This window comes from Mycobacterium sp. NAZ190054 (genome assembly GCF_001545925.1).
Lineage (GTDB): Bacteria > Actinomycetota > Actinomycetes > Mycobacteriales > Mycobacteriaceae > Mycobacterium.
This window is the reverse complement of sequence record NZ_LMVQ01000167.1, coordinates 1-8,162: the sequence shown is the minus strand read 5'-3', so window position 1 is coordinate 8,162 and position 8,162 is coordinate 1. Positions and strand designations below refer to the sequence as shown.

General features: G+C 69.4%; 8 protein-coding genes. 3 read left to right on the top strand and 5 right to left on the bottom strand.

The window, feature by feature from the left end; translation table 11 throughout:
- The 4 genes from ASJ79_RS13320 to ASJ79_RS13305 form a co-directional block, all read right to left on the bottom strand.
- A partial coding sequence (locus ASJ79_RS13320) for an AAA family ATPase (RefSeq protein ID WP_156448418.1) occupies positions 1 to 1,187 on the bottom strand: 1,187 nt, incomplete at its 3' end.
- A 69-nt stretch (positions 1,188 to 1,256) separates the two neighbouring features.
- Positions 1,257 to 2,069 carry a Cof-type HAD-IIB family hydrolase gene (locus ASJ79_RS13315; RefSeq protein ID WP_067955855.1) on the bottom strand — a complete coding sequence of 271 codons (813 nt, stop codon included), beginning with the start codon at positions 2,067 to 2,069 and terminating at the stop codon, positions 1,257 to 1,259.
- On the bottom strand, positions 2,066 to 2,812 hold the full coding sequence (locus tag ASJ79_RS13310; protein WP_067955853.1) for a 1-acyl-sn-glycerol-3-phosphate acyltransferase: 747 nt from the start codon (positions 2,810 to 2,812) through the stop codon (positions 2,066 to 2,068). The genes ASJ79_RS13315 and ASJ79_RS13310 overlap by 4 nt, the downstream gene beginning before the upstream one ends.
- 5 nt (positions 2,813 to 2,817) lie before the next feature.
- The gene (locus ASJ79_RS13305) at positions 2,818 to 3,606 is read right to left on the bottom strand and encodes a 1-acyl-sn-glycerol-3-phosphate acyltransferase (RefSeq protein WP_067955850.1); all 789 of its coding nucleotides are present in this window, start codon (positions 3,604 to 3,606) and stop codon (positions 2,818 to 2,820) included.
- A 179-nt stretch (positions 3,607 to 3,785) separates the two neighbouring features.
- Between ASJ79_RS13305 and ASJ79_RS13300 the strand changes: the two genes are divergently transcribed.
- Entirely contained in the window at positions 3,786 to 5,336 is a 1,551-nt protein-coding gene (locus tag ASJ79_RS13300; RefSeq protein WP_067955849.1) for a Rieske 2Fe-2S domain-containing protein, read from the top strand.
- Positions 5,333 to 5,680: a hypothetical protein gene (locus ASJ79_RS13295; RefSeq protein WP_067955847.1), complete on the top strand. Its 348-nt coding sequence runs from the start codon at positions 5,333 to 5,335 to the stop codon at positions 5,678 to 5,680. The genes ASJ79_RS13300 and ASJ79_RS13295 overlap by 4 nt, the downstream gene beginning before the upstream one ends.
- On the opposite strand, the gene serS is transcribed toward ASJ79_RS13295, so the two are convergent.
- Positions 5,677 to 6,936 carry a serine--tRNA ligase gene (gene serS / locus ASJ79_RS13290; RefSeq protein ID WP_067955845.1) on the bottom strand — a complete coding sequence of 420 codons (1,260 nt, stop codon included), beginning with the start codon at positions 6,934 to 6,936 and terminating at the stop codon, positions 5,677 to 5,679. The genes ASJ79_RS13295 and serS overlap by 4 nt on opposite strands.
- A 93-nt stretch (positions 6,937 to 7,029) precedes the next feature.
- On the opposite strand from serS, the gene ASJ79_RS13285 reads away from it, so the two are divergent.
- Positions 7,030 to 8,162, top strand: a 1,133-nt coding sequence (locus ASJ79_RS13285; protein ID WP_156448417.1) for a septum formation family protein, incomplete at its 3' end; no start/stop codon positions are given.

Here is an 8,162-nt window from a genome sequence, read left to right as displayed (position 1 = left end):
CGAGTCGGTCCGGCTGCGCGTGGCCGGGCCCGGGCCGACTCGGCCGCGGCGTCCAAAGCTGCCAGCGTGGTGGCGTCGGCGACGGTGGCCGACAGTGCCAGGTGCCGCGCCCGCAGCTCGGGCTGTGCCGTCAGATCGGCCAGCCTGCGGTGCAACTCCCGCACACGCGCCGGCGGGGCGCTGTCATGAATCCCGCCGGCCAGCAGCGGATGGGTGAACCGTACCCGGTTCCCCTCGATCACCACGACGCCCTCGACCTCGGCGGCTTCGAGCCGTACCGTGACCTGATCTGTCTGCAGCCCAAGGGTTTTCGCGATCAGTTCGACCGTCGGCACGGTCGCGGACGCGGCGGCCAGCAGCACGTCGCGCACCTCGTCGTCGAGCCCGGCCACGCGCAGCCGGACCGACTCGGCCAGCGTCGACGGCAGCCGCACCCCCGGACCCGGCGGGTTGACGTCCATCACCCGCGCGAGCTCCAGTGCGTAGAGCGGGTTACCGCCGGACATCTCCGCGATACGCACGATCGCGGGCCGCGAGAACCGCCGGCCCAGCCGGGCCGACAGCATGCTGTGCAACGCACCCAGGCTCATCGGAGCGACCTGCACCCGGGTCGGGACGCCGGCGCCCACCTGCAGCCAGGACGTGACCCGCTCGCCGGTTGCCGGGCCTGTCCGCTCGGTGACGACCACACCGGCGGGCCCGTCGAGCCGGCGCGTCACGAACGCCAGCACGGCGCGGCTGGACGGGTCGAGCCATTGCGCGTCGTCGACTGCGATCAACACCGGCGCCTCGGTGCCGGCGATCCGGACGGCGTTCAACAATGCTGCCGCGGTGACTCTTTCGTCGGTCGGGCGCCCGGTGGTGTGCTCGCGCAGCAGGACGCGGTCGGCTGCCAGCCGCTGCACGTCGGGTAGCGCCGCGAGGATGTCCCGGTCCAGCGCGCCGAACAGGTCGGCGACCGCGGCCTGTGCCGGCGCCGTGTCGACCTGGCCGGCGCGCACCGCGAGAACCACGAAACCGGCCCCGGCGGCCCGGTCGACGACACCGCTCCACAGCGTGGTCTTGCCGATGCCGGGTTCGCCTTCGATCAGCAACCCGACCGGTTTCCGGCGGGCTGCTGCGAAGAACTCGTCCACGGCGGCCGTCGACCCGGCCGCAGGACCGTAGGCTCCCCCCACCCCGAACATGATGCCAGGGCAAATCAGCGCGGCCGCAGGGTGCTGGGAGTTTCCTGTGAAATCCCCGTGGAGGCGGGCCTACAGCCACCACCGCTCGAGGACGCGGGCCACGCCGTCCTCGGTGTTGGTGGCGGTCACCTCGTCGGCGGCGGCGACGGCGTCGGGGTGCGCGTTGCCCATCGCCACACCCAGGCCGGCCCAGCCCAGCATCGGCACGTCGTTGGGCATGTCCCCGAACGTGACCACGTCGGCCGCCTCGACACCGAGCGGACGCGCCAGTTCCTCGATGCCGGTGGCCTTGCTGATGCCGAGCGGCACCACCTCGATGAGGCCGTTGTTGGTGGAGTACGTGATGTCCCCCTCGACACCGATGTGTGCGGCCAGCGCATCGGCCATGTCGGCGCTGCGCGCCCCCGCCTTGCGGATCAGCAGTTTCACCGCCGGTGCGCTCAACAGGTCCTCGATCGACACCTCGGTGTTGTCCGGGTTCAGCCAGGCGTGCTCGTAACCCGGCGAGCTGACGAACTGTGGTGTGGCGGCGTCGTGCGCGCTGTCACCCACGCGTTCGACGGCCAGACCGGCGCCCGGGATGACCCGGGTGGCGATTTCGGCGAGCTCACGCAGCGCGTCGGCGGACAGGGTTCGCGCCGAGACGATCCGGTCACTGGCCGGGTCGTAGATCACCGCGCCGTTGGCGCACACCGCCATCGGCGCGAAGCCCAACTGGTCCACGATCGGCTGCACCCACCGCGGCGGCCGCCCGGTCGCGAGCACGAACTGTGCGCCCGAGTCCACCACGGCACGGACCACCGAGCGGGTCCTGGGGCTGACCTTCTCGTCGTCGTCGAGCAACGTGCCGTCCACGTCGGTGGCGATCAGCAACGGCTTCACCGCTTCTCGGCCCGTCTGCGTGCCCGCTCTGCCAACTCGGCCTCCTCCAGACGTTTGGCTTCCTCCGGCGTCGGTGCCCCACCGCCCAGGCGGTGAGGTACCCAGAACGCGCCAGGGGGCCGGGGGTAACCCTCCTGCGCCTCGTGCAGCAGCTCGGTCATCCGGGTCCGCAGCACGCGGTCCAGCTCGGCGAGGTCGCCGTCGGGTGCGATCGCCGGGCCCACCGCCACCGTGACCGGAATCTTGTTGCGTCCCAACGCCCTCGGATGGTCCTTGGTCCACATCCGATGGGCGCCCCACACGATCAGCGGCACGATCGGCACGTGTGCCTCCTTGGCCATGCGCACCGCGCCCGACTTGAACTCCTTGAGCTCGAAGCTGCGGCTGATGGTCGCTTCCGGGTACACCCCGACGATCTCGCCGCCGCGAAGCGCCTCGACGGCCGCGGCGTAGGCGCTCGAACCCGCGCGGCGATCCACCGGGATGGTCTTGGTGTGACGGATGAGCCACGCCACGATCCGGACGTCCTGCATCTCGGCCTTGATCATGAAGCGCATCCGGCGCCGACGCCTCGTCGCCGCCAGCGCGGCGGGCAGCCAGTCCACGTACCCGGTGTGGTTGATGGCCACCACAGCACCTCCGCGGTCGGGGAGGTTCTCCACACCGCGGAAGGTGATCTGTGTCCCGGTGGCCCTGACCGCCAGCTGAGCCGTGATCTCCAGTGTGCGGAAGACCGGTTCCATGCGGCCTACCCCGGCGCCTCGGCGGGCCCGGTGTCCACCCCCGGGGTGCCGCCGCGGGCGGCTGCCTTGGCGGCTGCCTCCTCGGCATCCATCCGGTTGGCCTCGGCCAGCGTCGGCGCTCCCCCGCCGAGACGGTGCGGCACCCAGAACTCGCCCGCCGGATGCGGTCCGTAGGCGTCCTGCACCTGCTCGAGCAGGTGCTGCATCCGCGAGTGCAGCACCGTCGTCAGCTCGGCCGCGGGCAGGGTCGGTTCGATGGGCTTACCGACCGCGATGAAGATCGGCACCTTGGGACGCCACATGTTCTTCGGGTGACCCTTGGTCCAGATCCGCTGGGCACCCCACACGATGTGCGGCACGATCGGCACCCCCGCGGCGATCGCCATCCGCGCGGCTCCCGACTTGAACGCCTTGATCTCGAAGCTGCGGCTGATGGTCGCCTCGGGGTAGACGCCGACGAGCTCACCCTCCCGCAGCTTGCGGCAGGCCTCCTCGAAGGACGCGGCCCCGTTGTCGCGGTCGACCTCGATGTGGCGCAGGCTGCGCATGATCGGGCCGGTCACCTTGTGGTCGAAGACCTCTTTCTTCGCCATGAACCGGACTTTGCGCCCGAGATGCTGCCGGTAGGCCGGCAGCCCGGCGAAGGTGAAGTCGAAGTAGCTGGTGTGGTTGATCGCGATCACCGCGCCGCCGGTCGTGGGCAGGTTCTCGATCCCGGTGACGGTGAATTTCAGGCCCTGGACACGCCAAACCAGGCGCGCGAGCTGGATGACTGTGCCGTATACCGGTTCCACAGGCGCAAGCGTAGTGCGCCGGACCGGCCCCACCACAGACAGGACGACGGATACGTGCGTCGTCCCGGACCCCGAGCGCATCGCCGTCCCCCGCGCTCGGTGGAACGACGAGCCCCGTGCGCCCGGCTAAGCTGCAAGGCGGACGAACAGCATCCGAGATGGGTGCAGGAGGGGTATCTGTGCAGGTCACGAGCGTCGGCCACGCCGGCTTCCGCATCGACACCAAGGCCGGGAGCATCTTGTGCGATCCGTGGGTGAACCCCGCGTACTTCGCCTCGTGGTTCCCGTTCCCGGACAACAGCGAGCTGGACTGGGCCGCGCTCGGCGACGTCGACTACCTCTACGTGTCGCACCTGCACAAGGATCACTTCGACCCGCAGAACCTGCGCGAGCACGTCAACAAGGACGCCGTGGTCCTGCTTCCGGACTTCCCGGTGCCGGACCTGCGCCGTGAGCTGGAGAAGCTGGGGTTCCACCGGTTCTTCGAGACCACCGACTCGGTCAAGCACCGGGTCAGCGGCCCGAAGGGCGATCTGGACGTGATGATCATCGCCTTGCGGGCGCCCGCCGACGGACCGATCGGCGACTCGGGGCTGGTGGTCGACGACGGCGAGACCGTCGCGTTCAACATGAACGACGCCCGGCCCGTCGATCTCGACGTGCTGCACGCCGACTTCGGCCAGGTCGACGTCCACATGCTGCAGTACTCCGGGGCCATCTGGTACCCGATGGTCTACGACATGCCCGCCCGCGCCAAGGAGGCGTTCGGCACCCAGAAGCGCCAACGCCAGATGGACCGGTGCCGCCAGTACATCGCGCAGGTGGGTGCGACGTGGGTGGTGCCGTCGGCGGGTCCGCCGTGCTTCCTGGATCCCGAGTTGCGCGACCTCAACGACGACCACGGCGACCCGGCCAACATCTTCCCCGACCAGGTCGTCTTCCTGGACCAGATGCGCACCCACGGACACGACGGCGGTCTGCTGATGATCCCCGGATCGACAGCCGATTTCACCGGTTCGCAACTGAATTCACTTACCCACCCGATGCCCGACGACGACGTGCTGGCGATCTTCACCACCGGCAAGGCCGGCTACATCGCCGACTACGCCGAACGGATGGCCCCGGTGCTGGCCGCCGAGAAGGCCGGCTGGGCGCCTGCGGCCGGAGAGTCGTTGCTGGAGCCGCTGCGCGAGCTGTTCGAGCCGATCATGCTGGCTTCCGACCAGATCTGCGACGGTATCGGGTATCCCGTCGAGCTTCGCCTGGGCCCCGAGACCATAGTCATTGACTTCCCGAAACGTGCTGTGCGGGAAGCAATTCCCGACGAGAAGTTCCGCTACGGATTCGCGATCGCCCCGGAGTTGGTGCGCACGGTGCTGCGCGACCGTGAGCCGGACTGGGTCAACACGATCTTCCTTTCCACCCGCTTCTCGGCATGGCGGGTCGGTGGTTACAACGAGTACCTCTACACGTTCTTCAAGTGCCTGACCGACGAGCGGATCGCCTACGCCGACGGCTGGTTCGCCGAGGCGCACGACGACAGCGCGTCGATCACGCTGGACGGCTGGGAGATCCAGCGGCGCTGCCCCCACCTGAAGGCGGACCTGTCGAAATTCGGAGTCGTGGAAGGCAACACGCTGACGTGCAATCTGCACGGCTGGCAGTGGAACCTGTCCAACGGCCGGTGCCTGACCACCAAGGGCCACGAGTTGCGGGCGGAGCGGTTGTGACGTCCGCGAACGGGTCTGCGCGGTTCTACGACGACGGCCGCATCCAGCTGGACCGCGAGGCGGTCACGTTGCGCCGCTACCATTTTCCGTCCGGCACTTCGAAGATCATCCCGCTGCGCGAGATCCGCGGATACCGCGCCGAGCCGCTCGGCGCGTTCACCCACCGCTTCCGGTTGTGGGGCACGTCGGACTTCCGCCGCTGGCTGCCCCTGGACATGAACAGGCTGCGCCGCTCCACGCTGGTGACGTTCGATGTCGGCGGGACGCGGCTCGATCCGGCGTGCACGCCGGCACGGCCCGAGGAGTTCATCGAAGTGCTCGACGAACTCCTGGACGCCCGTTAGCTTTTCGGCTTCAGCACGTCGACGCCGACATAGGGCACCAGCGCCTCGGGGATGCGCACGCTGCCGTCGGGCCGCTGATGGTTCTCCAGGATGGCGACCAGCCAGCGGGTGGTGGCCAGCGTGCCGTTGAGCGTGGCGGCGGTCTGCGGTTTCCCGTTCTCGTCGCGGTAACGCACCGACAGCCGGCGCGCCTGGAACGTCGTGCAGTTCGACGTCGAGGTGAGTTCGCGGTAGGTCTTCTGGGTCGGCACCCACGCCTCGCAGTCGAACTTGCGTGCCGCCGACGAACCGAGATCGCCCGCCGCGATGTCGATCACCCGGTAGGGCACCTCGATCAGGCCGAGCATCTGCCGCTGCCAGCCGAGCAGCCGCTCGTGCTCGGCCTCGGCGTCCTCGGGCCTGCAGTAGACGAAGCCCTCGACCTTGTCGAACTGGTGCACCCGGATGATGCCGCGGGTGTCCTTGCCGTAACTGCCCGCCTCGCGGCGGAAGCACGACGACCAGCCGGCGTAGCGCAGCGGGCCGCCCGACAGGTCGAGGATCTCGCCGGAGTGATAGCCGGCCAGCGGCACCTCCGAGGTGCCGACCAGATACAGGTCGTCGGCCTCCACCCGGTACACCTCCTCGGCGTGGGCGCCGAGAAAGCCGGTGCCCGCCATGATCTCCGGTCGCACCAACACCGGTGGCACCATCAGCGTGAAGCCGTTCTCCGTCGCGGTGCGCACCGCGAGCTGGAACAGGCCCAGTTGCAGCAGCGCCCCGAAACCGGTGAGGAAGTAGAAGCGCGAGCCCGACACCTTGGCGCCGCGCTCCATGTCGATCAGGCCGAGCGACTCCCCGAGCTCGAGATGGTCCTTCGGGTCGGAGAGAGCCGGCGGCTCGCCGACGGTGTCGAGCACGACGAAGTCGTCCTCCCCGCCGGCCGGGACCCCGTCGATGATGACGTTGGAGATCGCCATATGCGCGGCGGTGTAGGTCCGCTCGGCCTCGGTCTGCGCGGCTTCGGCGGCCTTGACCTTCTCGGCGAGCTCCTTGGCCGCGGCGAGCAGCGCGGGCCGTTCCTCGGGCGGGGCCTTACCCACCAGCTTGCTGGCGGACTTCTGCTCGGCACGCAGGTTGTCGGCGGCCGAGATCGCGGCCCGCCTGGCGGTGTCGGCGGCGACGAGCGCGTCGACGAGGTCGGGGTCCTCGCCCCTGGCCAGCTGTGAAGCGCGTACGGCGTCCGGATTCTCTCGCAGCACCTTCAGGTCGATCACGGGCGCAACCCTACGGGGTCCGCCCGGGAGCCGGCACAACCGCATAACGTAACAACTGCATCACTTGTCACAGCACCAGACACGCCTGTCACAATGGAGCGGATGTCAGAGACACCCGGACCCTGGTGGAGGAGCCTGCAGGCCGCGTCGACGCGGCGCGCCCTGCTGTTGACGGCCCTCGGCGGTCTGCTGATCGCCGGGGTGATCACCGTCCTCCCACAGACCGACCCGACGGGTGGGCTCACCGCCAATTCGATCTCGCTGGGCCCCCGCGGCAACGACACGTTCGACCACGCCAAGAGCGGTGACTGCCTGAACTGGCCGGACCGCACGCCGGATGCCGCCGAGATCGTCGACTGCGCCGGTGACCACCGGTTCGAGGTCGCGCAGTCGGTGGACATGCGGACGTTCCCGGGCAGCGAGTACGGTCCGGATGCCGCGCCGCCGTCGCCCGCGCGCATCCAGCAGATCAGCCAGGAGCAGTGCTCGGCGGCGGTCAAGCGCTATCTCGGTGCGCGTTTCGACCCGAACTCCCGGTTCACCATCAGCATGCTGTGGTCCGGCGACAAGGCCTGGCGGCAGTCGGGTGAGCGCCGGATGCTGTGCGGACTGCAGCTGCCCGGTCCGAACAACCAGCAGCTGACATTCCAGGGCCGGGTCGCCGACGTCGACCAGTCCAAGGTGTGGCCCGCGGGCACCTGCCTGGGCATCGACCCCGCCACCAACCAGCCCACCGACATCCCGATCGACTGCGCGGCGCCGCACGCGATGGAGGTCACCGGCGCGGTCGACCTGGCCGCGAAGTTCCCCGACGCGCTTCCGCCGGAACCGGAGCAGGACACGTTCATCAAGGACGAGTGCACCAAGATGACCGACGCCTACCTGGCGCCGATCAAGCTGCGGGACACCACGTTGACGCTGGTCTACAGCACGGTGTCGTTCCCGAGCTGGAGCGCCGGCAGTCGCCAGGTGTCGTGCAGCATCGGCGCCACGCTCGGCAACGGCGGCTGGTCGACACTGTTGAACAGCGCCAAGGGCCCGCTGATGATCAACGGGCAGCCGCCGGTCCCGCCGCCGGACATCCCGGAGGAGCGCCTGACCCAGTCCGCCCTGACCATCGACCACCTCGCCCGCGGGCGATTCATCCTCGGCCTGGGCAGTGGCGAGAGTGAGAACATCGTGCCCTACGGGTTCGACTTCGCCCGGCCGGTCAGCCGCTTCGAAGA

Bases quoted from the DNA above. Each gene is read 5' to 3' on its own strand.
- ASJ79_RS13310 (WP_067955853.1), bottom strand. From the start codon at position 2,812: ATGGAACCGGTCTTCCGCACACTGGAGATCACGGCTCAGCTGGCGGTC.